The 24,378-nt window shown below is 59.5% G+C and carries 20 protein-coding genes; 8 read left to right on the top strand and 12 right to left on the bottom strand.

Features of this window, described 5'->3' with window-relative positions; translation table 11 throughout:
- Window positions 1-7: 7 nt before the first annotated feature.
- The 3 genes from XH90_RS09085 to XH90_RS09075 are packed head-to-tail and all read left to right on the top strand — an operon-like array spanning window position 8 to window position 3,085.
- Window positions 8-799: a hypothetical protein gene (locus XH90_RS09085; RefSeq protein ID WP_194480572.1), complete on the top strand. Its 792-nt coding sequence runs from the start codon at window positions 8-10 to the stop codon at window positions 797-799.
- Between the two features lie 4 nt (window positions 800-803).
- Entirely contained in the window at window positions 804-1,841 is a 1,038-nt protein-coding gene (locus XH90_RS09080) for a hypothetical protein (RefSeq protein ID WP_194480570.1), read from the top strand.
- A gap of 29 nt (window positions 1,842-1,870) precedes the next feature.
- Entirely contained in the window at window positions 1,871-3,085 is a 1,215-nt protein-coding gene (locus XH90_RS09075) for a hypothetical protein (protein ID WP_194480568.1), read from the top strand.
- A gap of 88 nt (window positions 3,086-3,173) precedes the next feature.
- Here the strand turns inward: XH90_RS09075 and XH90_RS09070 are convergent, their stop codons facing one another.
- The gene (locus XH90_RS09070; protein ID WP_194480566.1) at window positions 3,174-3,515 is read right to left on the bottom strand and encodes a hypothetical protein; all 342 of its coding nucleotides are present in this window, start codon (window positions 3,513-3,515) and stop codon (window positions 3,174-3,176) included.
- Between the two features lie 302 nt (window positions 3,516-3,817).
- Between XH90_RS09070 and XH90_RS09065 the strand changes: the two genes are divergently transcribed.
- The 3 genes from XH90_RS09065 (at window position 3,818) to XH90_RS09055 (ending at window position 7,051) form a co-directional block, all read left to right on the top strand.
- A complete protein-coding gene (locus XH90_RS09065; protein WP_194480565.1) occupies window positions 3,818-4,870 on the top strand; it encodes a DUF3616 domain-containing protein in 1,053 nt (350 codons plus the stop codon).
- A gap of 319 nt (window positions 4,871-5,189) precedes the next feature.
- Complete coding sequence (locus XH90_RS09060; RefSeq protein WP_194480562.1) at window positions 5,190-6,197, top strand: hypothetical protein; 1,008 nt, start codon at window positions 5,190-5,192, stop codon at window positions 6,195-6,197.
- On the top strand, window positions 6,194-7,051 hold the full coding sequence (locus XH90_RS09055) for a hypothetical protein (protein ID WP_194480560.1): 858 nt from the start codon (window positions 6,194-6,196) through the stop codon (window positions 7,049-7,051). Before XH90_RS09060 ends, XH90_RS09055 begins: the two co-directional genes overlap by 4 nt.
- 565 nt (window positions 7,052-7,616) lie before the next feature.
- Here XH90_RS09055 and XH90_RS09050 read toward each other — a convergent pair.
- The 11 genes from XH90_RS09050 to XH90_RS08995 form a co-directional block, all read right to left on the bottom strand.
- Window positions 7,617-9,632, bottom strand: coding sequence for an acetyl/propionyl/methylcrotonyl-CoA carboxylase subunit alpha (locus XH90_RS09050; protein WP_194480558.1), 2,016 nt, complete (start codon window positions 9,630-9,632; stop codon window positions 7,617-7,619).
- A gap of 7 nt (window positions 9,633-9,639) precedes the next feature.
- Complete coding sequence (locus tag XH90_RS09045) at window positions 9,640-11,169, bottom strand: acyl-CoA carboxylase subunit beta (protein WP_194480556.1); 1,530 nt, start codon at window positions 11,167-11,169, stop codon at window positions 9,640-9,642.
- Between the two features lie 422 nt (window positions 11,170-11,591).
- Window positions 11,592-12,053, bottom strand: a complete 462-nt coding sequence (locus tag XH90_RS09040; RefSeq protein ID WP_194480555.1) for a GFA family protein — start codon at window positions 12,051-12,053, stop codon at window positions 11,592-11,594.
- A gap of 33 nt (window positions 12,054-12,086) precedes the next feature.
- Window positions 12,087-13,496 carry a coniferyl aldehyde dehydrogenase gene (locus XH90_RS09035; protein ID WP_246755738.1) on the bottom strand — a complete coding sequence of 470 codons (1,410 nt, stop codon included), beginning with the start codon at window positions 13,494-13,496 and terminating at the stop codon, window positions 12,087-12,089.
- 58 nt (window positions 13,497-13,554) lie between these two features.
- Window positions 13,555-14,208, bottom strand: a complete 654-nt coding sequence (locus XH90_RS09030; RefSeq protein ID WP_194480553.1) for a flavin reductase family protein — start codon at window positions 14,206-14,208, stop codon at window positions 13,555-13,557.
- Between the two features lie 133 nt (window positions 14,209-14,341).
- Window positions 14,342-15,556 carry an ABC transporter substrate-binding protein gene (locus XH90_RS09025; protein WP_194480551.1) on the bottom strand — a complete coding sequence of 405 codons (1,215 nt, stop codon included), beginning with the start codon at window positions 15,554-15,556 and terminating at the stop codon, window positions 14,342-14,344.
- Window positions 15,557-15,720: 164 nt separating this feature from the next.
- A complete protein-coding gene (locus XH90_RS09020) occupies window positions 15,721-16,368 on the bottom strand; it encodes a TetR/AcrR family transcriptional regulator (RefSeq protein ID WP_194480549.1) in 648 nt (215 codons plus the stop codon).
- 336 nt (window positions 16,369-16,704) lie between these two features.
- Window positions 16,705-17,148 (bottom strand): helix-turn-helix domain-containing protein, encoded by a 444-nt coding sequence (locus tag XH90_RS09010; RefSeq protein ID WP_246755737.1) that lies wholly within the window; start codon window positions 17,146-17,148, stop codon window positions 16,705-16,707.
- A 184-nt stretch (window positions 17,149-17,332) separates the two neighbouring features.
- Window positions 17,333-18,532 carry a CaiB/BaiF CoA-transferase family protein gene (locus XH90_RS09005; protein ID WP_194480545.1) on the bottom strand — a complete coding sequence of 400 codons (1,200 nt, stop codon included), beginning with the start codon at window positions 18,530-18,532 and terminating at the stop codon, window positions 17,333-17,335.
- Window positions 18,533-19,082: 550 nt separating this feature from the next.
- Window positions 19,083-20,705, bottom strand: coding sequence for an FAD-dependent oxidoreductase (locus XH90_RS09000; protein ID WP_194480543.1), 1,623 nt, complete (start codon window positions 20,703-20,705; stop codon window positions 19,083-19,085).
- A gap of 307 nt (window positions 20,706-21,012) precedes the next feature.
- Window positions 21,013-22,209: an ABC transporter substrate-binding protein gene (locus XH90_RS08995; protein WP_194480542.1), complete on the bottom strand. Its 1,197-nt coding sequence runs from the start codon at window positions 22,207-22,209 to the stop codon at window positions 21,013-21,015.
- Between the two features lie 296 nt (window positions 22,210-22,505).
- On the opposite strand from XH90_RS08995, the gene XH90_RS08990 reads away from it, so the two are divergent.
- Window positions 22,506-23,249 (top strand): SDR family NAD(P)-dependent oxidoreductase, encoded by a 744-nt coding sequence (locus XH90_RS08990; protein WP_194480540.1) that lies wholly within the window; start codon window positions 22,506-22,508, stop codon window positions 23,247-23,249.
- A 2-nt stretch (window positions 23,250-23,251) separates the two neighbouring features.
- Window positions 23,252-23,926, top strand: coding sequence for a glutathione S-transferase family protein (locus XH90_RS08985; protein WP_194482633.1), 675 nt, complete (start codon window positions 23,252-23,254; stop codon window positions 23,924-23,926).
- Window positions 23,927-24,378 lie beyond the last annotated feature (452 nt).

The following is a 24,378-nucleotide window of genomic DNA, read 5'->3' as shown; positions in this document are numbered from 1 at the left end:
GAAAGGCATGAGTGTGGATGCCTCCGTCATCGGAGGCGTCTTGCTGCTGTTCGTGGCGGTGGTAGCCGTAATCGCTCTCGGTGCCCTCTATTACTCCATGCCTTCCAGGCCCGCCCTGGACCGAAACACGCTGTGCCCGATCGCCGGTCCGGAAGGCATCACAGTAGTGCTGGTCGACACTTCCGACGATCTCTCTCCGACTACCACACGCGAAGTGATGGGCATCCTGAATGATCTCGTCACCGGCTTGCCGCCGTACTATCGTCTGGACATCCGGGTTCTCGATATCCAAGGCAACCGCAGCCGATCGCTCTTCTCCAAATGCAATCCGGGCGATGGAGTAGGCCTCAGCGAATGGACCGACAATCCCCGGATCGCCCGCATGCGATGGATAGAAAGCTTTCGAAAACCCGCAGCCGAGGCAATCCGGAACAGCCTATCGTCCGCGAAGGCAAACAGCTCGCCGATCATGGCCGCGATCCAGGACATCGCCATCGACCAGTTCTCGACCTCGCAAAGCCGCTCGGCCAAGAAAAGCCTGGTCGTCATTTCGGATATGATCGAGCACACTCGCGAGTACAGTCAGTATCGGAACGCCGATCTCACCTATCCACGCTTCAAGCAGTCGCCGGCATATCTCAAGTACAGGACCGACCTTCATCAGGCGCTCGTGACAATCGACTACGTGAGCAGGCCAAACGTCATGCCGGAAACCGCCCGTCACGTCTCCTTCTGGGATGCCTGGGTGAAAGATAACGCGGGCGTTCTGGTCGCCATCCACCGCCTTCAGGGAACATAGCTCAGTGGCACCCTCAGATACGAAGTCGCGCATCCCACATGGTCTTGCGGGCGGACTTTTCTTCTTCGCCGTCGTGCTCGCCGGTTGCGGCTACATCGTGTTTTCGAAGCTGGTGGGTCTCAGCGCGTTGCTGGTCACGTCCGTGCCGGTGCTCGTCATGATAGCCTACGCCCTAGTGCTGGGGATCGCCCGTTTGATGCGGCTCCGTGACGACCAGTCGGGCGACAATCTGTACTACATGGGCTTCCTCTTCACGCTGACCAGCCTGGCGGTATCCCTCTATCAGTTCTCGGCCAACGGGTCCGCGGAGCAGATCGTCCAGAACTTCGGCATCGCGATCGCTTCGACCATCGCGGGCATCGCGTTGCGCATCTTCTTCAATCAGATGAGGCGTGATCCGATCGAGGTGGAAGCGGCGGCACGCATGGAACTGGCGGATGCGTCGCGCAAGGTGAGACGTGAACTCGACAGCACCGTCCTCGAATTCGCATATTTCCGAAGAGCAGCCCAGCAGTCCATCACCGATGCGATGGAGGAGATGAAGGGCATTTTGGGGGAGGCTCGACAGAACGTCGCAGGCGAGCTCAAGCAGTTCGCCGACCACTCGGTCAAGCCGCTCGAGGAGGCTTCCAAAAAATCCGGAGACACAATCGAATCCCTGAACAACCGGATAGCTCAGTCGCTCGATGTCGCTTCCAAAAAGCTTGCCAGCGATGCCAATCAGCTTGCGGAGAGTACCCGCTCGGTGATCAAGGCCATCGAAGCGTTGGCCGCCAAGCTGGAAACCATGCAGACTCCAGAGCAGATCATCGAGATCAAGCTTTCTCCGATGATCCAGGGACTGTCTAGGGCCGTCAACGCTTTCAGCAAAGGGGCGGAGACGCATGCGAAGATGGTGGATACAAACCTGAAACGGACCCAGGACATCGCTTCCGCAACCGAACGTCTGATCGCGGAATTGCGATCGGCCGAAACGGCTCGTCAACAGGAGGCCTTCAGATCCGGACCCTGGGGCGGGTCGCCCGGAGGCACGGCGAAATAGCAATACTGCATTCGAATGGATCGACGACGATGGACGGTCAGATCAACCAACAACGATCTTCGTATAGGCAGGGACTAGTTCTCGGCCTGACTATGGCCGAGATCATGCTGCTGCTGGTGTTCTGCCTTCTCATCGCCATGGCGACCTATCTCAGGTCCGAACGGAGCAAATTGGACGAGGCGAAGAAGGAGATCGAGCGGCATCAAGCCCAGAGCAAGCGCGATCAAGCCGTGCTGGACGCATTGAGACAAAATCCAGCGCTCTCCGAGAAGATCGTCAACGCCGCGGGCGCGGACGCCGGCGCGATGGACGAGTTCTGGCGCGATCTGGTGGACAGCAAGGCCGCAATTTCAGAACTCCGGAAGGATGGCTCCTCGCTCAAGGAAATCAAGGACAAGGCTGCCGCCATGACGACTCTCCAATCAAGCGGCATCGATCTGGAAAAGGCGCTTCGCGATGCTGAGATCGTCGCAGCCATGAAGCGCGCGATGCCGGACGGTCGAGTGCCATCGCCCCAGGAATTGGCAGATCTGATCGGCCGCGGGTCCGCACCGGGTGCCGGCCCTTCCGGGCACAATTGGCCTCCTATCATCACGTTGAGCGAAGCCGGCGGCTATTACTTCAAGACGGGAAGCGCCGAACTCGCGGCGCCGTTTCGCAACGCTCTGCTGACGACGATGCCCGACGAGATACTGCGCTTCATAGAGAAGTACGACGTCGACGTCATCGAGGTGGTCGGACACACCGACGAGCAGACGTTCGGGGTCAGGCAGCTCGCTCCGGCGGTACCCGATCCTTCGAGGCCGCCCTCGCCTGTTATTCCCTCCAGGCAATCCAACCTCGACCGTGACCTGGCGACCATCTTACGGAACGGAGGGGACATCGCGCGCCTGACGCCCGTCGACAACGCAGGGCTCGGGCTTGCCAGAGCGGTGTCGGTTGTCAGTGTGCTCCGTCAGTCGCCGAAGCTGGCCAACTACAAGATGATCCCGCTTTCTGGTGCCCAGCTCATCAACACGGACGAAACGCTCGCTCTTTCCACGACTTCAGGCGGCGATGTGGCGCAGCGGCGCAGGATAGAAATAAGATTGCGGAAATCGGTGCCTCACGAGGCGGTCGCTTCGATACTTCCGCCGGCGCCGAGCGCATCTCCGGCTCGGCCCCGTCAACCGAGACCGAAAGCGGCACCGCTTAGTATCGCTCCGGGCCCGCGCCCCATGTCGAGCACCATTCAAGCAAATTGAGCGTCGAGTTTCCGCCGGGGAGTGATGGAAATCAATGAACATAGCTTGCATACGTTGACGCCGAATGGTCGGATCATCGCGACGCAAATCAATCAGCCGATTCTTTCGTCGATGTCCTCGCCCGTTTCAACGCCTTCATGTAGCGCTCTGTGAAGTCATACAGCAGATCTTGAAGCGCGCGCCCGTTGTCCAAAAATTGTTGCACCTCCGGCACCAACTGGTCGGGAACATAAATCGAAAATCGTCGTCCCTTGTGACGACCATACAACACGTGGCTCGGATGCTTCTCACCCGACTGACACGCTGGGCAATTCTCGCGCATGCACGGGCTTCGACGCAGGCTCAGCGAACCGACAATAGCTGGCCGTTTTTTGGCCAGCTGAAGCTCCAGCCATCCCGTCACGTCTGCGGGTGTTTCGTTCGTATCCATGTTTCCGGTCCCATTACGTCCCATATGCTATCAAGCCAGAGACCAAGGAGATCAGCGCAAACTGTCCCTGGTCAAGTGCCGGCTCGGCTCCATGACGGAAACCAGGCTGTCGCTGCACGTGATGACACAACCACCACCGGAAGGTCCGGCACGCGCCGGTCCTTCCTCATTTCGGGGCTGCGCGCGGTCGGCGGAGGTACCGGACCCTAGGGCATTCCCGAGTATGACCGCCGCCCATCCGGGCTCATGGTTCGAAGATAGAGGTCACGAACGTTTCTGCGTCAAGTATTAGGGGGACAGCCATGCGAACCGCAGCCTTCCTATGCTTATTGATCAACCTCCTCGTACCGACCGAAAGCGCCCGCTCAGCAAACGCCGTCGCTCCCGTCAGTGGCCCATGGGACGCAGGCGCCTTCGACTTTTCCTCGCACTCCAAAAAGATGCGTCGTGCGCTAAGCGGGATAGCCTGTTCGGGGCCGGTGGGAGCGCCCTGCCTCGTCGTGTTCGACGAGGGCGTCGAAGCCCGGTATGTCACGCTCTCCTCGACCGGCTATGTCATAGACAACACCTCCCTCCCGCTGCGGAATTCCGACGAGGAGTTGGACGCGGAAGGAGCGTCAACTGACGGCAAATACTTCTATGTCACCGGATCGCACTCCGCGAAGCGCAAGACCTGCGAAAGCAACCCAGGGAGCAGATACGTCCTGCGGTTCCCTATTGACCCCGTTTCCGGAAAGGCCGTCCCGTCCGACCGCAAGGAAACGGGCGCGCTCTGGAGCCTGATGAGTTCGCTTCCCGCGCTTGCCGACCATGTAGGCGAGCAGAAGTGCCTCGGCAGGGAGCCCCCGCCAAAGGCTCCGGAGCTGAAGGGGCAACGCGGCGTAAATATCGAAGGCATCGCGGCGCGGGACGGACAACTGCATTTCGGATTCCGTGGACCGACAAAAAATGCCACGGCGCCCATCCTAACGACAAACGCGCGCGAGTTTTTCGAGACACCAGCGCCGAAAGCTTCTGTCACCTTCGTCGAGGTGGGTGAAGGCCGAGGCATCCGAGACTTGGCTCCGGTGAAAGATGGCATCTTGGTTCTTGCGGGCCCCGATGACGACACCGCCCACGAAAACGTCGGATGGTTTCTGGGCCTTTGGGACGGGCGGCCGACCGACGTCGCGAAGCTTAAGGATCCTATTCAGCTCGATCTCAGCGGCGTGAAGCTGCGGAGCTGCGACGAGGAGTTGAAGCCGGAGGCGCTCGCTATCCTTCGGGACGATCCCGATGCCTACGAGGTGGTGATAATGTCCGACGGGATGTGCGACGGCGGTCCCATGAAATTCGTGCTTACTCGAACGCCCTGACGCGCGGAGATCCACTTTCTTCGCGACCGATTGCCAGGACAGGTCTGTGAGCCCGGGTAGCTCGTACGCACTACACCCCAAGTTCCACTGAAGGCGATGAAGCAGCTTTTTTAGACTGAACGACCGGGATCGTAGCTGAAGCGGTGAGCTAATCGCTATCGTAGCCGTTTCTTTCGGGACGGCACAGCGGCTTGCGGCAGCTCCGAAATTAGGCGGAGCCAACTGCTTCGCTGGACGCGAACCTAGGAGGTTCACTAGGTACTAGGCGAAGCTCAATCTGAAAAGCTCCCCGTGTAGAGAGGCCGATCGGGGGAGGACCATGGCGGATGCACAAGGCGGCGGCCAGCCCGACCAAAACAATCAGTCCGGCGCTGCACAGCCGTCCCAGAAGGAATTTATGGAGTCGGTCGACGCGCGCCTGTCCGAAATGAGGGAGCTTCTCGTAAAACAGACAGTGCCCGCTGGAAGCGGTGCAAAACCTTTAGGTCGACTAGCTGCCTTCTTCACCAGCGGGCTTTTCTTCATCATCGTCGGCGCCGGCCTGATCTATATGGCACAGGCCTACATGTCCACGAACCACGCGGGCATTACCTTCGTCTGGGTAGTTCTGGGGGTCGCCCTGATGCTCTATGGAACGGGCACGCAGGGTATGGGGCAGTTCAATTCCGGTGCCGGCTACAACGTGGCAATTGCGGGAGGCGCTGGCATAGTCGCCTTCGCGGTAGCCTTCGGGATCATCCAATACTCCGCTAAGATGCGCGATGCTTTCCAGCCGGAACGCAAGTTTGTGCGCGTGCTTGTGCAAGGCGGTGACGGTGTCACCGACGTGAGCCAGTACGCGGCTCTCTTCGAGATGGACGGCTCGCCCGTCCCTGCCGCGCGGAAAGGGCGTAATCTGGAAGTTTTCGTTCCATATCTGCCCTTCGAGGTTTCAAAATCGGAAGGCGATCCGTCGCCACGCGTGGAGGTCGACGACAAGGGGATGTGCCCAACGCCCGAAAACCGCGAGGCTGCGCGCAAATTGGATCAGCGCGCCGCCGCGAAGCTGATTTCAGCCGACTTCTACAGAGTGCAGTCGACCAGCAATGCCGATACCTTGCTTCCCGCGGCAAAAGCCGAATTTCTCATCAGGCTTGATGAGCGCATCTTCAGGAGCAACGACGGAGGTATCGACTATCCCGCCTATCCAGTTCGAATCTGTGTGAACCTCCAGCAGGTCGAGCGGGCTAAGGAGCTGATCGCCACCAGTCGCTTGGTCGACAACGCGAAACCGAGCGCCAAGACACTCAAGCCAAATTTCCCGCCCCCGTTGATAGAGGCCCAATGAAATCCTTCACGATCGTTCTCGCTTCGCTGGCGCTGATGACACTGGGAGGTCGCGCTGCTTTCGCGCAGGACCGCGCCGTCTGCGCGCAATACGAAAGGGAGGTATCGTCGTCCAGCGGATCGAGCGTGCCGGTTGTTTCCGAATCTCTCCTGACGGACTGGAAGACCGCCGTCGGCTGCCTTGTACCGATCGTCACAGGACTCAAGGATAGTATGAGGGCCGCATCCGTCGGTTCGTCGACCAGGGCCAGATACCTCGCCGCCACGGGGGCCCTGCGGCGGATCGCCACCAAGATTGCGGCCGCCGAGGAGGCCGCCGGCAAGGCCCCTACCGATGGCAGACCGACCAACGGTGATACTATCGCTGGGTATCAGGCCGAATTCCGCAAATGGCAGAGCATCGACACCTTCGCCGTACTTACCGTCGGAGCCCGTAGCGACAACTACGACGTACGCCTCAACTCGATTCTCATCTTGGGCAATGTGATGGACGAGGAATACACTTGCGTCCCACTCGTCCAGCTACTCGACGGCGATCTCGATACGGCCGAGTACGGCGTCAACGCTCGAGCGAACCTGCTCGGCGCGCTGGCCAGGGCGGCACCATTCGTTTACGCGGAGGACTTCACCAACATACGGAATGTCGTCGCGGCGGTAGCAAAGAACGTCAAGGCCGACGATCCCAAGTTCAAGCAGAGCTCGGCCATTCTAGAGAACATAGACCAACGCTTGAATGCTCAGACGGGCAGCAGCAATCGCAGCGTCGGACTGAAGGCGAAGCCCAAGAGCGAATGCGTCAAGTACATGAACGCCTATCCGCCGAACGAACGCATGAAAGCACTAATAAGATACTAGGTACTCACCCCGATTACGGCTACCGTACCGCAACGTCCGGTACCTCTGCAGCTGCGGCGGGCGCTCCGAACCTACGGCGAGCATCGAAAAAGCTGTGACCGCAACAATGGGCGAAGCGCGAAACCCAGATAGTCTCGCTCATAGCGACCACCACCAGCCTGGTCGATCTCGGATGCGATCTTTTGACTGTAGAGCTACAACACGGAACTCTAAACCGTAGAACAGCGATAGGATTCGGTCCAATCTGCAAGACTTCGGCCAATTTCGAGCAGCCGAGCCCAGGCGACTACAGACGTGTGGAATGCCGAACTGGCGAGCGTAAAAACAAAGCTTGACTCAGTGTCGCTCCGGCTTCCTGCGGGCCGTGGGACGAAAGGCGGCATGCCAGGCAACGAGTCCAAATGACCGATGCCGTCAGGTCTGACGCTGTGTAGTTCGGCTTGATGGCGATGTTTCCGGCGTTCCGCGTACGAGTCGCCGAGTTCTTTCTCGACGATCGTCTTCCAATCACTCGGAGATGTCATCGCGCGTCCTTTCCCAAATCGCGTTCCGTCGAGGGGCGCAGTCACTCGAACTCCACAATCAGCGCATCCACGGCCAGCGTCGCGCCGGCGCTGGCGTGGACCTTCTTCACCGTGCCGTCGCGCTCGGCGCGCAGCACGTTCTGCATCTTCATGGCTTCGACCACCGCCAGCGTCTCGCCGGCCTTAACCTCCTGCCCTTCGCTCACCGCGATCGAGACCACGAGGCCGGGCATCGGACAGAGCAGCTTCTTGCCGCTGTCGGACGCCGTCGTCACCGGCATCAGGCGAGCCGAGGCAGCCTCGGCTTCGGTCCAGACATAGACCGGCACCTCGACGCCCTGATGGGCAAGACGGATACCATTCGGAACCGGCCGTGCCTGCACCGCGACGAAATGGCCGTCGATGGTGCCCTGCCAGACCGGATCGCCCGGCTTCCACGGCGACTGCAGCAGATGGGCATTGCCCGCCTTGCCTTCGGCATCGAGGAAGCGGATCGCGATCGCCTCGCCCTCGCGCGCGACCTCGAGCTGGATCTCCTGGCGGTCGAGCCACACCGCGCGGCGACGCTCGCGCTGCACGACGCGGCCGCCCATCTGGCCGGAGATCTGGCGCCTGCGCTCGCCGAGCACGTGATCGATGGCGGCGCCGACCGCGGCGATCCGCCGGGCAACCTCGCCCTCGGGCACGCGCACCGAAAAGCCCTTGGGGAATTCTTCGGCGATAAAGCCGGTGGAGAGCCGGCCCTCGCGCCAGCGCGGATGATGCATCAGCGCGGACAGGAACGGGATGTTGTGACGGATGCCCTCGACATAGAAGGAATCCAGCGCGGTGGCCTGCGCCTCGATCGCGGCGGCGCGCGACGGGGCATGGGTGACCAGCTTCGCGATCATCGGATCGTAATGGATCGAGATCTCGCCGCCCTCCTGCACGCCGGTGTCGTTGCGCACGGTGATGCCGTCCTTGCTCACCTCAGCCGGCGGACGATACTTCACCAGGCGCCCGATCGAGGGCAGGAAGTTGCGGAACGGGTCTTCGGCATAGAGGCGGGATTCGACGGCCCACCCCGTGAGCGTGACGTCCTTCTGCGCAATGCCGAGCTTTTCGCCGGCGGCGACGCGGATCATCTGCTCGACGAGGTCGATGCCGGTGACGAGCTCGGTCACGGGATGCTCGACCTGGAGACGGGTGTTCATCTCAAGGAAGTAGAAGCTCTTGTCCTGCCCTGCGACAAATTCGACGGTGCCGGCGGAATCGTAATTCACGGCCTTGGCGAGTGCGACCGCCTGCTCGCCCATCTTGCGGCGGGTGGTCTCGTCGAGCAGCGGCGACGGCGCTTCCTCGATGACCTTCTGGTTGCGGCGCTGGATCGAGCATTCGCGCTCGCCGAGATAGATCACGTTGCCGTGCTTGTCGCCCAGCACCTGGATCTCGATGTGGCGGGGATCGACGATGAACTTCTCGACGAAGACCCGGTCGTCGCCGAACGAGGCCTTGGCCTCGGCCTTGGCGAGGTTGAAACCTTCGGCGACCTCGCCCTTCGAATGCGCGATGCGCATGCCCTTGCCGCCGCCGCCGGCGGAGGCCTTGATCATCACGGGATAGCCGATCTCGTCGGCGATGCGGACCGCGTGCTTGTCGTCCTCGATCACGCCGAGATAGCCCGGCACGGTCGAGACCTTGGCCTTGGCGGCCGCCTTCTTGGATTCGATCTTGTCGCCCATCGCGGCGATCGCGCCCGGGTTCGGGCCGATGAAGACGATGCCCGCAGCTTCCAGCGCGCGCGGAAACGCCTCGCGCTCGGACAGGAAGCCGTAGCCGGGATGCACGGCCTCGGCGCCGGTCTTGCGGCAGGCGTCGACGATCTTGTCGATCAGAAGGTAGCTCTCGGCTGCCGCCGGCGGGCCGATCAGGACCGCCTCGTCGGCCATCTCGACATGCAGGGCGTCGCGGTCGGCCTCTGAATAGACCGCAACCGTCTCAATTCCCATCCGGCGGGCGGTCTTGATGACCCGGCACGCGATTTCGCCGCGATTGGCGATCAGAATTTTTTTGAACACTGCTATCTCACAACGGCAAATTATCATGCTTCTTCGCGGGCATCTCCACCTTCTTGTCCTTCAGCATCGCCAGCGCCCGCGCGATCCGCCGCCGTGTCGAGTGCGGCATGATGACGTCGTCGATGTAGCCGCGTTCGGCCGCGATGAAGGGTGAGAGGAAGCGGTCTTCGTATTCCTTGGTGCGGGCGGCGATCTTGTCGGGATCGCCGATGTCGCCGCGGAAGATGATCTCGACCGCGCCCTTGGCGCCCATCACCGCGATCTGGGCGGTCGGCCAGGCGTAGTTCATGTCCGCGCCGATTTCCTTCGACGCCATGACGTCGAAGGCGCCGCCATAGGCCTTGCGGGTGATGATGGTCACCAGCGGCACCGTGCATTGCGAGTAGGCGAACAGCAGTTTCGCGCCGTGCTTGATCAGGCCGCCATATTCTTGGCTCGTGCCCGGCAGGAAGCCGGGCACGTCGACGAAGGTGACGATCGGGATGTTGAAGGCATCACAGAAGCGGACAAAGCGCGCCGCTTTCCGCGAGGCGTCAGAGTCGAGCACGCCGGCCAGCACCATCGGCTGGTTGGCGACGAAGCCGACGGTGCGGCCCGCGATGCGGCCAAAGCCGGTGACGATGTTCTTCGCAAACACGTCCGCGATCTCGAAGAAATCGCCCTCGTCCACGACCTTCAGGATCAATTCCTTCATGTCGTAGGGCTTGTTCGGATTGTCAGGGATCAGCGTGTCCAGGGACATGTCGACCCGGCCGATGTCGTCGAAGCTCGGCCATTCCGGCACGCCGTCGGTGTTGTTGGACGGCAGGAAGTCAATCAGGCGGCGCATCTGCAAGAGCGTCTCGACGTCGTTCTCGAAGGCGCCGTCGGCGATCGAGGAGCGCGTGGCGTGCACCGAGGCGCCGCCGAGCTCCTCCGCCGTGACGACCTCATTGGTGACGGTCTTCACCACGTCCGGGCCGGTGACGAACATGTAGCTGGTGTTCTTCACCATGAAGATGAAGTCGGTCATCGCAGGCGAGTAGACGTCGCCGCCGGCGCAGGGGCCCATGATGACGGAGATCTGCGGGATCACGCCCGAGGCGAGCACGTTGCGGCGGAACACGTAGGAATAGCCCGCGAGCGCGGCGACGCCCTCCTGGATGCGGGCGCCGCCCGCGTCATAGAGGCCGATGATCGGCGACCGCGCCTTCATCGCCATGTCTTGCAGCTTGGTGATCTTCAGCGCATGGGTCTCGGACAGCGAGCCGCCGAACACGGTGAAATCCTTGGCGAACACGAAGGTCTTGCGGCCGTTCACGGTGCCCCAGCCGGTGACGACGCCGTCGCCGGGGACCTTGGTCTTCTCCATCCCGAATTCGGTCGAGCGGTGCTCGACGAACATGTCGAACTCCTCGAACGAGCCCTTGTCGAGCAAGAGCTCAATGCGCTCCCGAGCGCTCAGCTTGCCCCGAGCGTGCTGCGCCTCGATGCGCTTCTCCCCGCCGCCGAGCCTGGCCCCGGCGCGTCTATCTTCGAGTTCAGCCAATGTAGTCACGGCAGCGTACTTCCTCACAATTCAGGTGCGATTTGGTGTGAAACCGAGAAAAGCGCTTTGTACGGAACGAATGCGACGCAACAGTCTTTCCGCCGATGGTGCGACAATTGCCCGCAACTATACCCGTCAGCTTCGGCCCCAGGCTGTAGGTCCCGGATGCATCGGCTCGATCAGTCACTATGAAAAAGCACTATTCGAGGCAAGCAGCGTGATCGCGGCGTGTTTCGGATCAGCGACTTGTGCGGGTTACCCTAGGTACGCGAACGGTAGGCCACGATCGCATGCGCTCGCCGATGGAAAATCCCGTCGAGTTCGGGGAGAGCTCAGTGACCGCCCCCTCGGGCCTTGATGTAACTGTCGAGGCTCACGGTCGGATATCGGTTCGCCACGGCCGGCAAGGTGACGATGGGCTCTCTTAATCTCTAGAAGCCCATGATGGACCTCGTTATTGCAAACTGACTGGGCCAGTAGCGTTCGTATTTCGGCAGATCGTCCGCCACGTCCGCCACTCGACGGTTGTAGAACGCATGTAGCCGGATCGGTGGGAGCAAATCCTGTTCGGTGAAGAGGGCCGAGGGTATGAACACCAATCGCTGGGGGCCGGCTCGCATCGTCTCCATGGCGGGCTTGCCGCACCTCCTGCAGCGACCGCGATTGAGGTTGGGAGGCAACGATCGATATTTCGTAAACACGAGAGCTTCCGTTCCCTTCATGACAATCTGGCGCGACCTCAACACCGAAACATCGGAAAAGGCCTGTCCCGTAAAGTCCTGGCAGAACGTGCAGTGGCAAACGAAGCGGGTGACGGGGGCTTTGCGGGTCTCGAATGAGAAGGTACCGCAGGTACAACTGCCGTGGAAATGCGTGTGGTCGTGACGGGCCATGGTTCTGAACCTGACAAAGGTGGAAATGTCGCTTTAGCGCAGCACGAAGCCGATGATGCGCTCGGCCATCTTGCCGAAAGGCGGTCGCAACAACGTTGAGCCATTCCAACGGCCCTGTTCGTAGATGCCTTTCGCATGGCTCAATCGGCGGAAGCCTTCGATGCCGTGATATGCACCGATGCCACTGGCGCCAACGCCGCCGAACGGCAAGTCGTCCTGAGCGATGTGCAGGATCGTGCCATTGATGGTGACGTTGCCGGAAACCGTGCCATCAAGTACCTTGCGTTGCGCCGCCTTGTCGCGGCCGTAGTAGTAGAGCGCCAGCGGCCGTGGCCGAGCGTCGACGAACTCAATTGCCTCCTCGATCGTCCGGTAGGTGAAGACCGGTAGGATCGGGCCAAAAATCTCCTCACGCGCGATCGTCATGTCATCGGTGACTCCGAGGACAACTGTCGGCCGCATCGCACGCGGGTGCGCGCCCCGGCCCTCACGTCCCATCAGGCGAACGGTCGCCCCCTTGTCGCGCGCGTCCGTCAGCAGTCCCGTCAGTCGCGTGAGATGGCGATCGTTGAGGATCCAAGTATAGTCGTCGCCCGACGGACCATCGGGGTAGGCAGAGACGACTGCCGCGTCGTAGGCAGCCAGGAAGGTCTGTAGATCGTCCTCGTGAACAAGCGCATAGTCCGGCGCGATGCAGGTCTGCCCGCCGCTGATCAGCTTCCCGTACACGATGCCAGCGCTGGCATGGTCGAGCGGATGGCCTTTTTCGATGATCACGGGCGATTTGCCGCCCAGCTCGAGCGTCACCGGTACCAAATGCTGGCTGGCCGCTTGCATAACCTTGCGGCCTACCGGGGTGCTGCCGGTGAAGATCAGGTGATCGAAGGGCAGCGCGGAGAATGTCATGCCGACGGAAGCGTCCCCGTTTACCACCGCAACTTGGTCGGTCGGGAAGACGGTCTCCAAAATGTTTTCGACTAGCGCGTTAGTCTTTGGCGTGAATTCCGACGGCTTCAACATGACACGGTTCCCCGCTGCGACGGCAGTGACGAGTGGCATCAGCGCTAGGTAGACCGGGTAATTCCAAGGCGCCATGACCCCGACGACGCCGAGCGGCTGGTACTGGACGCGGGCAGATCCGAACCGCATGTGCAGCGCGACGTGTCGCTTTTCCGGACGCATCATGCGGGGCAGCCGACTGCGGAGATAATCGATCCCGAAAATAAGCCCCGCCAGCTCCATTATGCCCGTCTCGTGGCGCGAGCGGTGACCGAAATCGCTATTAATGGCAGCTTCGATCTTGCTGCGGTTCGCGATCAAGGCGGTTCTGAGACGCGAAAGATCGGATCGCCGTTCTGCGAGGGATGGCACGCCCTTGCGGCGGAAGGAGGAGCGCTGAAGGGCAAGAACGTCGGCAGGTTGGAGAGTTGTGATTGCGTTCACGACAAATCCTGATGTGGCTGTAGAAACATTTGCATTTGTTATGGTGTCAACCACCAGATTAGGATCCATGAAACGCCGGGCTACTGCTGCCAGCCGGCCGGTCCATTTCAAACATTCGGTCCTCAGTGACCTCCACATAGTCACCGCCGCGTCCTGCCCTCAGGATCGGATGTGCAAGCGCTGTCTGATAGACGCCATCCTTTATCAGGGCCTTATCTATGTAAACGGCCACAACTTCGCCGAGGACTAGCCAGCCTTCGACTGACTCTCCCTTCCAGTTCTTGAACTTCACGATTTCGGTAACCTTGCATTCCATCGCCGCACGGCTTTCTCGCACGCGCGGGACGCTGACGTGACGACTGGGCACCGTTGCCAGTCCGGCTAACTCAAATTCGCTTACGCCGCGCGGCAAGGGGGCCGCTGTCTTGTTCATCTGTTCGCCGAGATCCTTCGTGACAAGATTCCAGACGAACTCCTTCGTCTCGGAGGCGTTCTGAACGCTATCCTTCCAAGCAATGGACGCGAAGCCGAGGATCGGTGGATCGTAATTGAAAGCGTTGAAGAAGCTGTATGGCGCCAGATTTAGCTGCCCTTGCGCGTTTTGAGACGAGATCCAACCAATGGGACGCGGCGCAATGATCGCGTTGAACGGATTGTGCCTAAGTCCATGCCCTTTGGACGGTTCGTAATAGTGTATGTCATCAAGGTCCACGATCTGTTATCTCCCGTTGTTTGGGTCGCCATGAGTTGCATACTTGATGCAGGCTTCTGAGGTTTGAAGGCTTGGACGATCTCACTTACGTGTCGCCTCAAGCGCGATGCACACATGCGGAGTCTGAGGCGACTCAATGGACTCTGTCGTCGGTCAAGATATCTCCAAATCTCTCCCATCCGCTTCCTTGGAAGCGGATAAGCTGAAGACTATTGACCGGCGAATAGTTCGTCGGACTCGTGCTTATTGTGATGCCAGGAATCGAAGTGTCGAGTTGGACGTTCTTGAGGTTGGCAGCCTGCCGCATGACGTTCTCTCGTGTGAGATCATCGCCGCATTGCTTCAAGACCTGACTCATGAGCTGGCCGACGTTGTACCCGAACTGGTAGTTCTGGTCCGCCTTGTTAGCGTCAGGCATCCATCTCGACAGAAAGGAAAGATAGGCGGTCATGCCGGGATCGTTTGCCCAAGCCGGGTCACTTGGATCTTTCAACGAAGTCCCGGATATGATGCCTTGCGCACTATCCAAACCCGCAGGCACGATGGTCGCGTTTAAATTGGCGGATACGCCAGGAATGAAGTGGAGCGGAGACCAACCAATCTGGGCAGCTCGCTTGATGCTCTGCGCTGCGAATTTTGGAATGGCAAAGCTGAACAGCGTCGTGGCGCCGGAACTCTTGAGAAGAGGAATCTGGGAGTCGATGGTTGGTTGGGTCACTTCATAGGAAACTTCTGCAACAATCATGCTTACGTTGCTTCCTAAGCCCTCTTTTAGGCCCTTTAGTAGCTCCTTCCCAAAGTCGTCGTTCTGATAAAGCACAGCGATCTTTTCGTCAGGCCGTGTTTTCAAAAGATAACGCGCGTAAATGTAGGCTTCGCTGACGTAGCCCACACCAGCTGATGCCATAGTCCAAGGAAAGTTCTTGGGATCACTCCATCTGCTTGCGTTCGAGGCAGGAAACAGGTGCGGTATCTTCTTGGCATTCAGATATTTTTGGATCGCTGCATTCGAAGGCGTTCCCATGGGGCTGAGCATGAATAACACTTCATCACTTTCGACTAGACGCCTTACCTGCTCCACAGCCTTCGGCGGACTATATCCGTCATCGTAACTGATGAAATTGAGCTTTCTCCCATTGAGGCCTCCGGCCTCATTGATCATGCTGAAATACGCCGCTGTAGCTTTGCCAATATTTGCGTAAGCGGACGCGGGACCGCTATACGGCATCATGTTGCCGATTTTGATTTCAGTGTCATTGGCGCCTGCGTCGTATTTTTTTTGCGCGGAAGCAACCCCAACAGATAACGCCAAGGACATTGTTGCCAGCAAGAGTGGGCGACCGGTCATAACTTTCCTCCGAGTGTTTACCCGCCGGCATTATTTGCTGGTCTAATTTGCTGCCATCTATAGTTCTTTTTTAGAACCCGTCAAGTGAGCTGGTTCAGCCCGCGACGCTTCCAGCAATCCCTCAAGCGCTATCCTTGGTGGGCAGGACCCCGTCGGGGAGCAGCTTATTGCGTGACCGACTTGCGGAGCATTGCTTCCAGCAGCGCTTCCGTTGTGACGCCTTTTTGCGATTGGGCGATGATCTTGCCGAGCCTGCCATCAAGCAGGAGCACGCTAAAACCATGGGCCAACGACCAGGCTGCCGCGACCGCCGCGGCGTGATCGAACGATAAAGGTCTCTTCTCTGGATGACCAGGGACGCACTCGTCGGCGAGCCCTGCAAAGGACGCGTTGACCGCCTCCTGCAACGACGGCCGCGACATATCGAGCCTCTCGATGCGGAACATCAGGCCGTACATTGCCGGTTGGTCCTGCGCATATGCAATATGCGCCCGCACCTGCGCTAGTCTCCTTTCTGTCGGCGTTTTGCCGGTGGTGCCGGCCGCAGCAATCCTGGCGTTTAAGCGTCGAAAACTCATTGCTGCGAGTTCGCTGACGAGCCCCGCGAGATCGCCGAAATGATGCCTCGGAGCTGCGTGCGAGACGCCCGCCTCGCGGGCCACTGCACGTAGTGTCAGCCCAGCAAGTCCGTCGCGTATGAGCACGCGCTCAGCCGCAATCAGCAACGCTTCATCGAGTGATCCATGATGATAGGGAATAGCGCCGCCGCGGCTACGCTTTGTCACCCTGGGCTGCTGTGCGGCCTTTGCCATTCCGCCTGCCAGCGAGGTTGAAGGGTCTTGACTGACTGGATGCCCGGCCACTGTCCACCTTGATCATCCACAGCTTGGATAAGTTCTATTTTAGAACGAGTCAAGGCGGCCGTTTTATGGTCCCTGCGTTGCGTTTCCGGCGATGTCGATCTTCAGAAAGTAGAACGGAATACCTGGCGAGCTCAGCCGTTGAAGTATGCTCCGGCGATGACGGGCATAGTAGTTCGCATCGACGCCAAGCATCGTAGCGCGCGCTTTGCGAAGAGTATCCACAATTCAGGCATACCCGGCACTCTCTCCTCGGTGCTCTCTAGAGATGAGTGATCAATGGCGGTCCTAACGCTGCAGACGCAAGCCGGCGCTCTTCACTTGACCTCGCCCGATCGGCTTTTGGTGCTGATCGTGCGGAAGCGGCTCGGCCCGGAAAATCCGGCCGCCGCTTTCGCGGATCGGCAGGTTGCCGAGTGGCTCCCCTGTGTCATTATCGACGATGCAGTCCTTCAGCTCGCTAGGCTCGAAACAATGTTCTGATCCCCATTGCCACAAGGCGACTAGGACCATCGAGAGCTTCTCGCCTCTTTCTGTGAGAATATAGCGGTTGAACGCCGTACCCTCGATCGGTTCAATGGCAAAGATCCCGTGCGAGACCAGCTTTTTCAAGCGAGCGGACAGCAGATTCTTTGCGATTCCGAGCTCGTTCTGGAATTCCCCGAAGCGCTGGGCCCCATTGAAGGCATTGCGGATGATGAGTAACGACCACCAATCGCCTATGGCCTCCAAGGACCTCGCGATTCCGCAGCTCGCCTGAACTGTATCGACCCGCCCTTTCATTAGAACACTTTGCCTATCCACTCGAAAGAAACGAGGTCGCAAAATTAGACCATATGCGCCATGTGTCTGGAGTTTCCGAAGAAGAAATGCTCGGGTGACAAGCTCAGCTAAACCGCGCTTTCGATGCCCTTTTCTAGCTCGCCAGGCGTACGGCTTTGTTTACGACCATCTTCTTGATGGCAGCTTCATCGTAGCCGAGCTCGATCAGGACTTCCTGCGAGTGCTCGCCGATCCGCGGGGCCGGCCCGGCAATCTTCGATTCGTTGAGCTCGAACCGCGCAGCGGGCTTGGGCTGGCGCACCTTTCCAACGGTGGGCTGATCAATCTCGGCGATCAAACCGCGCGCGATGACCTGTTCGTTGTGAATGATCTCGGACCGCCGCAAGATCGGAGCGCAAGGCACGTCGGCCGCGTCAAGTCGCTCGAGCCAATCGGCAGTAGTGCGCTGACTGATGTATTCTTGCATTCTGTTGATGCGAGCGGTGGCGTTCACGCTACGCCCGGCGGGACTAGCGAAGCGCTCGTCTTTGGCGAGCTCGGGGTCCCCCGTCGCCTGGCAAAATCCCTGCCATTCCGAGTCCGAGATTGTACCGCAGGTGAGATAGCCGTCGCTCGTCTTGAATACGAGATCGGGTCGGTCGTTAGGGTCGCTTGAGTTTGCCTCTGAACCGACGACCGTGTATTGGCTCATGCTTTCCGGCCAGAGGTAAGAAATCATCGTGTCCAGCATCGCGACCTGGATATAGTCGCCATTCCCGGTCTTTTCCCTGGCATAGAGCGCGGCGGCCACCGCCTGAGCGGTCATTACCGCGGTGGTCTTGTCGCAAACGATCGTGCGGATCATCTGCGGCCGGTTAGTCACAGGCTGCGACTGGATATCGGCAAAGCCTGACAGACCCTGGATGATCGGGTCGTAGACCCGCTTTTTAACGTAAGGACCCGTGTCCCCCACACCGCTGATCGACACGTAGATCAGGCGCGGATGACGTCGACGCAATTCCTCGACGCCAAGGCCTAGGCGTTCCATGGTGCCCGGCCGAAAGTTCTGCACCAGCACGTCGGCCTTGGCGACCAGCTTCGCCAGCACCTCGCGCCCCGAGTCGCTCTTGACGTCGATGGCGAGCGAGCGCTTACCGCGGTTGGAGGAAATGAAAAGCGCCGAGAACTCACCTTTCTTATCGATGGCCGCACGGCTTCGGCGGGTGATGTCGCCGCTGATGGGCTCGATCTTGATTACGTCGGCGCCTTGATCCGCGAGAAACATGGTGGCGAATGGACCGGACACGACGCCCGTCAGATCGAGCACGCTTACGCCTTTGAGTGGACCGGGCATGGCTTCTTCCTCTTCCTTCTCGCCTGACTAGCGGAGTTGACCGTTTCGTTTAGCCAGCCTTGGCCAGCCTACTCTTCTGCGTGACGATCTCTTTTTCGACGTCCCGGAGGTAGTCCTTGCCGTTGACCCCGGCCTTGATAGATGCACCCCGAAGAGCACCGGCACGTCTCGAATTTCACGCCAGCGCGGCGCTCATTCGAAGGAATGACGAGCTCGGCCAGATACGCGTTCGAACTACCGAAATCGAACTGAAATTCAAGCCGACTCGTCACCAATGTCCTTCCTCTCATCCGAACTGACGTCGTGTCTATAGTTCTAAAACAGCACTGTCAACCGTTACCGCGTACCCCCGGGCATTCGGCCAAATGTCGGGAACCACATTCGTATGCGTTCCTATTTGGAATTGATTAGGCCAGCCCTTCTTACGTATTGTGGGATGAGGTCCGGTTCGCGAGCGAAGAGCTGCTTTCGCGAGTGATGGGCAACCACTTTGTCTGCAGCGGGATTGCCGGGCACCTTCGGAGCGTTGAAGAAACTAGTGCGTTTCCTCTCAAAGCCCTTTCATACCGCAGGATCGTTCCGGACTCGCCGCTGGTGTCTGCGCCATGGCGTACTCCGCGAGTGCCGTGATCGTCAGCGATGGATTGACTCCGGGATTTGCCGGCATCGCCGCGCCGTCGCACACGAGCAGGTTTTGATAACCGAAGACGCGGAGCTGACGATCAATTACGCCGCTCGCCGCGTCAGCGCCGATCACGGCGCCGCCGAGTAGATGCACTGTAGTCGGTATGTTGCCCAGCGCCTCGAGCAAGTTGCTTTGGGCGATGCCGCCCGTGTGATCGGCCAGCCACTGGGCCGCCTGATTGCCGCTCTCGATGTAGGTCGGGTTCGGTTTATCGAGGTTCTGTGCGGTGGCAAGCCGATAGCCGCGGCCGAACCAGCGTTTCTTGGCGCGTAGCGTGATCGCATTGTCGAGAGCCTGCATTACCAAAAGCATCACCGCGTGCCGGCTCCAGCCCAGGGGCAATAACGTCCTGAGCCCCAGAACCGGGTGCATCAACATGCTACCCACCCATTTCAATGGTCGCGTTGCAGGCGTTCCCTTGCCAACCAACACCGTGTAGAGCCCGCCTATGAAGTCGGCGTTGCGGCCATAGGTGACAAACTCGATGTGGGTGTCACGGTTGACGTGCACGCTGCAGCTGGTGGCGACGTCATTCCATGTCTTGCGATCATCCGGCAGTCGCACCGCGAGAATCGATTCACTGTTGGTACGCACCAGCTCACCCAGACGATCGCTAACTTTTGGCAGAGAGCCGCCGTGCTTGCAGTTAGCCAGCAGTTCGTTGGTCCCGAGTGAGCCGCCGGCGAAGACCACGCCCCGCGCCGTATGGGTCTGCCGGCCGCGAGCGAACCAGGCACCAGGGCGCTCGCTTGTCACGCGGTAACCTTCGCTACCGTCGGCCGCACCGAGCGGGCTAACGTCAACGACCTCTCGCTCTGCCAGGATTTTCGCGCCGCGCTTTTCGGCGAACCACAGGTAGTTCTTAACAAGCGTGTTCTTAGCGCCGACGCGGCAACCCACCATGCAGGCGCCGCAACGCGTGCACCCGGTCCGGTCGGGCCCTTCTCCCCCGAAGTAAGGATCTTCGACTGTCTTGTTCGGTTCGCCAAAGTACACGGCGCAAGGCGTACGGGTGAACGTGCCTTCGGTTCCAAAGTGACGCGCCATCTCGCGGATCAGTTGCTGATTGACCGAGTCGAATGGCACGGGCGTCACGCCAAGCATCTGCTCGGCCGTGTCGTAATGGGGCTGCAGAAGCTCGTTCCAGCTGCCGAGCGCGGACCACTGCGCATTCTCGAAGAACTCGGACTTGGCGCGATAGAGCGTGTTGGAGTACACGAGGCTGCCGCCACCGACGCCCGCGCCACTGAGGGCAAAGACGTGTCGAAACAGAGCCATCCGCAATATTCCCTTCAGGCCCAGCATTGGAGCCCAAACGAACTTGCCCAAATCCCAGGTGGACTTAGGGAAATCCTGGTCGCGATAGCGCCTGCCTCGTTCCAGCACGCCGACACGATAGCCCTTCTCCGCAAGGCGTAGCGCCGAGACGCTGCCGCCAAACCCGGAGCCTATGACAAGCCAATCGTAGTCAAACTTCGTATTCCTCAAAACGCCCCACTTTCAGCTCAACCGCAGTCGCGCCAAGCGTGGTTGGGCCTGCAAAAGCCGGGTTTCTCCCGGAAGAACTTTTCAGCGGCCGCGCTCCGACTGATTCGTTTGCTCCAGCGCGAAGGAGAACGAGCGTCAACGCACGAGCGCCTATCTCATTGCAAGGCGCCACGCAGCCCGGCGGCAGAGTATTCGCATGCGGTAGTCACAGGAATCGATCGCCACACTGATCGCTTCAGCAACAGTTCGCATGAAAATGGCGTACTAGGAGGCGCCTCGTCCAATCCTGATGATGCGCATCGCTATGCTAGTTGCTATCGGCAGTCATCACATCACCGAACTGTTCCCAGCTGGTCCCAGTCCAACGTTGCAGCCGCATTTGCGTGTAAGCCATGCTATTGTCGGGGCCCGTATTGATGACTACGCCAGGCAACACGGTCGGCAAGACGAGGCCGTGGATACTTCGCGACTGTTTCACGATGTTTTCGCGTGACAGATCGTTTCCGCACTGCTTGAGCACCTGCTCAAGGAGCTGACCAAGTTGCGTGCCGAATACGTAATTCCCGTCGCCGATGTCGGCCCCTGGAAGATACTTGGCGAAGTACTCACGATACCACTTCATGCCAGGGTCGTCGGCCCACTGCTTATCTGCCACATCTTTCGTCATGGTCGCTGCGACGACCCCCGTCGCCCTCTCCGGCCCTGCCGGTACAATGGTGGAAGAGACCGAGCTTGAGACAAAGTTGAGAACGATGAGTGGCTTCCAGCCAATCTCGTCTGCCTTTCTGATCGCTTGGGCCGCGAATTTGGGCGTGCCCGCAAGTAGCAAAGCCTCCGCTCCTGAGGCTTTGAGGGTAACTACATGCGAATCTATTGTCGGCTCTGAAACTTCATAGGACGACAGAACGACTTTCTTATCGAACTCATCTTTAAAATGGCTCCTAAACGCTTGAACGAAATCTTTGCCCAGATCATCGTTCTGATACAGGACCGCGATTTTCGCGTTAGGGCGCACTTGAGAGATATATTTCGCGTATATTCTTCCCTCGGTGAAATAGCTGGTTATCGCCGTAGTCGTCATCGGAAATTCGTTGAAATTCGTAAACCGAGTAACTCCGCTAACGACGAATAGATGGGGGATCTTCTTCGCGTTCACGTATTTGATGGTAGCGCTGATACCCGGCGTGCCGAGCGGCCCGAACAGAAAAGCGACCTCGTCGCTTTCGATCAACTTCCGGGTTTGCTCCACAGTCTTCGGCGGACTGTAGGCATCGTCGTACAGGATCAAGTTGATCTTGCGTCCGTTGATGCCGCCATCATCATTTATCCTCTTCACATACGCCATCATGCCTTTGCCGGTGTTGCTGAGCGACGAGGCAGGTCCGCTGAATGGGTAAGTCGCTCCGATCTTGATCTCGCTTTCAGTCACGCCCGGCGTTTGAGCCATAGCTGAGCTCGCCATCGAGAGCGAAAGCAAAATGGTGAGCGCAAGTGTCCTGGACATGAAATCTCCCTTGGCAACACTTTGTTTTGGTTAGTCGTCGCTACTTTCGCCGGCCCCGCGAATGGCGAAAGCGACGCCCTCTGGTGGAGCGCAAAGGCCCATCCAGCTCGAAGCCCGGACACTAGAGCTAGGCTGCCCAATCAGGTGCCCAGCCGCTGCAGCATAGTAGTTCTATTTTCAAACTGTCAAGCGGCCTGTCAGCTTCGCGATTTTTGCAAACTAGTTAAGTTGCGGGTTTACAGGCGGGCATGCGGGTATTATTGCTTCCGTATCAAATTAGAACTAACGGAGGAACTATGGCGACCAGCCGCGGGGTAGCGATCTTAGTGGGTGCGGGCGATGCGATTGGAGCGGCCGTAGCTCGGCGCTTCGCCGAGGGCGGGTATACGATCTGTATCTGCCGTCGCGACGGCACCAAATCGCAGGGCCTTGTCGATGAATTGAAGGCTGCCGGCCACGATATACATGCCATCAGCGTCGATGCGCGGCAGGAATCAGAGGTGCAGGCCCTCTTCGCACGGGTGGAAAAGGAAATCGGACCCATTGAGGTCTGCTTGTTCAATGCCGGCTCCAACGTGAACAAACCCCTCCTCGAGACCACCGAAAAGCTGTTCTTCAAAGCTTGGGAGCTTGCTTGCTACGCCGGCTTTCTGGTGGGGCGTGAAGCGGCACGCTACATGGTGGAGCGCGGACGCGGCACAATCCTCTTCACCGGCGCGACTGCAAGCGTCCGCGGCGGCGTCGGCTTTACAGCCTTCTCGTCTGCTAAATTTGGCTTGCGTGCAGTCGCACAGGCGATGGCCCGAGAGTTGGGCCCTAAGAATATCCATGTCGCGCACCTGATCATCGATTCTGGCGTCGATAGCCCAGCGATCCATCAGCGGATGAAGGCGGCCGCCGGGATTGAGGCAAGCGATATTCCCGCGGACAGCCTGGCAAAAACTACGTCGATCGCCAACGCTTACTTGTTCGTGCATCAGCAAAGTCGAGACGGCTGGACACATGAATTGGATCTGCGCCCGTCAGTGGAGAAATGGTGATGATGCAATCTCCAGAGCTGACATTGTGGGGCGTTGGCACAAGCCGGACGGTGCGTGCACACTGGGCACTGCACGAACTGGGCTTGCCCTACGAGACGAAGCCGATCGGCCCACGAACTGGTGAAACCAAGACGGCGGAATACACGAAGCTCAATCCCCGCCAAAAGATTCCGCTCCTGCAGGACGGCGACTTCTGCATCGGGGAGAGCGCGGCGATCGTAGCCTATCTCGCGCGCACGTATCCCGCACCTGGTAGGACTCTGATGCCGGAGACACAGCGCGAGTACGCGGCTTGGCTCGAGTGGTGTTTCTTCATTGTGACCGAGCTTGATTCGACGAGCCTCTACGTAATGCGTCGCCACAGTGCCAATGCACTGGGCCCGATCTACGGAGTGGCGCCCGAAGTAGTTGCGAAGGCGGCCGAATATTTCTGCCAACAGCTCCGCCATGTGGAGGTGGCGCTCGGAGACGGTCGCACTTACCTGATGGGCGACCGATTCACCAGCGCCGATATTCTCTTAACGACATGTCTGGACTGGGCAGTCGCATATGGCATCAATATCTGCGATAACGCCCACCCATATCTTGAACGCATGCATCAGCGAACGGCCTACCAGAGCAGTGCGGCTGCGAACTTTCCGGCCGCACCGATCGTGCCCGCAGCGGGCGCGAGCTGAAGCTTTGAGGGTCCAAACAACAGTGCGAGCCGCCTTGTCGCCGATCATTTTACCGATGGCGCAATCGTCATAGCCGAGCTCGCACTGCACTTCCATCGAATGCTTGCCATTGCGCGCGCCGGACCGCCGATTGTGGCCTCGTTAACCTCGAAGCGGGTGACCGGCCTTGGCTGTCGTATACGCCCAACGTTCCGGGTTCGGGCTCGCTGACGATGCCCCGTGCCACCACCGCCTGCTCGTTGTGGATGATCTCGGGCAGCGCGTGATCGGCGCGCACGGCACGTAAGCAATATCGAGCCGCTCCAACCGCTCAGCATTGGTGTACTCGCCGATCGATTGGCTATCCGGTATATCGTGTTGATTCAGCGATCAACTGACGTTTTTCCGAACTGTCTCGCTTGAGTTGACCTGGACTGGCGGGCCGGACAATGAGCCCGCCTCGCCGGCGTCGG

This window comes from Bradyrhizobium sp. CCBAU 53338, assembly GCF_015291665.1.
Lineage (GTDB): Bacteria > Pseudomonadota > Alphaproteobacteria > Rhizobiales > Xanthobacteraceae > Bradyrhizobium.
This window is presented reverse-complemented; position numbering and strand designations above follow the sequence as displayed.

What these genes read in the sequence shown, in the direction of transcription:
- XH90_RS09040 (WP_194480555.1), bottom strand. Translation starts at nt 12,053, where the DNA reads ATGGCCCGTCACGACCACACGCATTTCCACGGCAGTTGTACCTGCGGT.
- XH90_RS09055 (WP_194480560.1), top strand. Translation starts at nt 6,194, where the DNA reads ATGAAATCCTTCACGATCGTTCTCGCTTCGCTGGCGCTGATGACACTG.
- XH90_RS09075 (WP_194480568.1), top strand. Translation starts at nt 1,871, where the DNA reads ATGGACGGTCAGATCAACCAACAACGATCTTCGTATAGGCAGGGACTA.
- XH90_RS09020 (WP_194480549.1), bottom strand. Translation starts at nt 16,368, where the DNA reads ATGGCAAAGGCCGCACAGCAGCCCAGGGTGACAAAGCGTAGCCGCGGC.
- XH90_RS09085 (WP_194480572.1), top strand. Translation starts at nt 8, where the DNA reads ATGAGTGTGGATGCCTCCGTCATCGGAGGCGTCTTGCTGCTGTTCGTG.
- XH90_RS08995 (WP_194480542.1), bottom strand. Translation starts at nt 22,209, where the DNA reads ATGTCCAGGACACTTGCGCTCACCATTTTGCTTTCGCTCTCGATGGCG.
- XH90_RS08990 (WP_194480540.1), top strand. Translation starts at nt 22,506, where the DNA reads ATGGCGACCAGCCGCGGGGTAGCGATCTTAGTGGGTGCGGGCGATGCG.
- XH90_RS09060 (WP_194480562.1), top strand. Translation starts at nt 5,190, where the DNA reads ATGGCGGATGCACAAGGCGGCGGCCAGCCCGACCAAAACAATCAGTCC.
- XH90_RS09025 (WP_194480551.1), bottom strand. Translation starts at nt 15,556, where the DNA reads ATGACCGGTCGCCCACTCTTGCTGGCAACAATGTCCTTGGCGTTATCT.
- XH90_RS09005 (WP_194480545.1), bottom strand. Translation starts at nt 18,532, where the DNA reads ATGCCCGGTCCACTCAAAGGCGTAAGCGTGCTCGATCTGACGGGCGTC.
- XH90_RS09070 (WP_194480566.1), bottom strand. Translation starts at nt 3,515, where the DNA reads ATGGATACGAACGAAACACCCGCAGACGTGACGGGATGGCTGGAGCTT.
- XH90_RS08985 (WP_194482633.1), top strand. Translation starts at nt 23,252, where the DNA reads ATGCAATCTCCAGAGCTGACATTGTGGGGCGTTGGCACAAGCCGGACG.
- XH90_RS09065 (WP_194480565.1), top strand. Translation starts at nt 3,818, where the DNA reads ATGCGAACCGCAGCCTTCCTATGCTTATTGATCAACCTCCTCGTACCG.